Here is a 739-nt window from a genome sequence, read left to right on the forward strand (position 1 = left end):
CTTGGGATTGAGTACGCATTGTCTGACTTGTAATGGTCTAATGAAACTGTAGATATTCGTGCAGAAGCGGAACACTAACGGGTCAACGATGCAGTTAACAATAAAGGCGACATCGGCCTGGTCTATCGGTTTTGGTGGCAGCAAAAAGCCCTATACCTCCTCTTACAGTTCAGAGGAGATAGCGCCTGAGGTTGTTGCACCAGTTCAGGTCATAGTCCCGGTTCAGAACAAGACCGAACAATACTGCAGTATCCTCGACATCCAGTTCGGAATAAACAATGACAACATGCAGCTTGAGGATAAGGAAAAACTCGCTGTAGTGGGCACCTACATGAATAAATACCCTGCCACCACTGCTGTGTTCGAAGGCTACACCGATAAAGTCGGAACCACAGAAGAAAACATGAAACTGTCTCAGCGCAGGGCGCAGAGTGTGGTGAGTTATCTGGAAGACACGCACCATATCGCCGCATCCAGGTTGACGGCGATAGGTCATGGTGAAACGCATGCCACTGCGACAAATGCCACCATGGTCGGCAAACGCATGAACCGTAGGATCGATGCCGTCATCACTTGTGTAAACGACATTCCCGGACTGACGGTGGAACCTGCCCGACTCACCATCGCCTTGGTGATCGAGTACGATAAGAACAAGGCCAACTTGAAACCACAATACGAAGATGGGCTTAGCAAAGTAGCGGATTTCATGAAGCTATACTCTTCGGTCACAGCTACGGTT

The 739-nt window shown here is 49.1% G+C and carries 1 protein-coding gene; it reads left to right on the forward strand.

What is annotated here, in order from left to right; translation table 11 throughout:
• Positions 1-88 precede the first annotated feature (88 nt).
• A partial coding sequence (locus HNW13_RS23440) for an OmpA family protein (RefSeq protein ID WP_208062981.1) occupies positions 89-739 on the forward strand: 651 nt, incomplete at its 3' end.

The organism is Shewanella sp. BF02_Schw (assembly GCF_014596695.2).
Classification (GTDB): Bacteria; Pseudomonadota; Gammaproteobacteria; order Enterobacterales; family Shewanellaceae; genus Shewanella.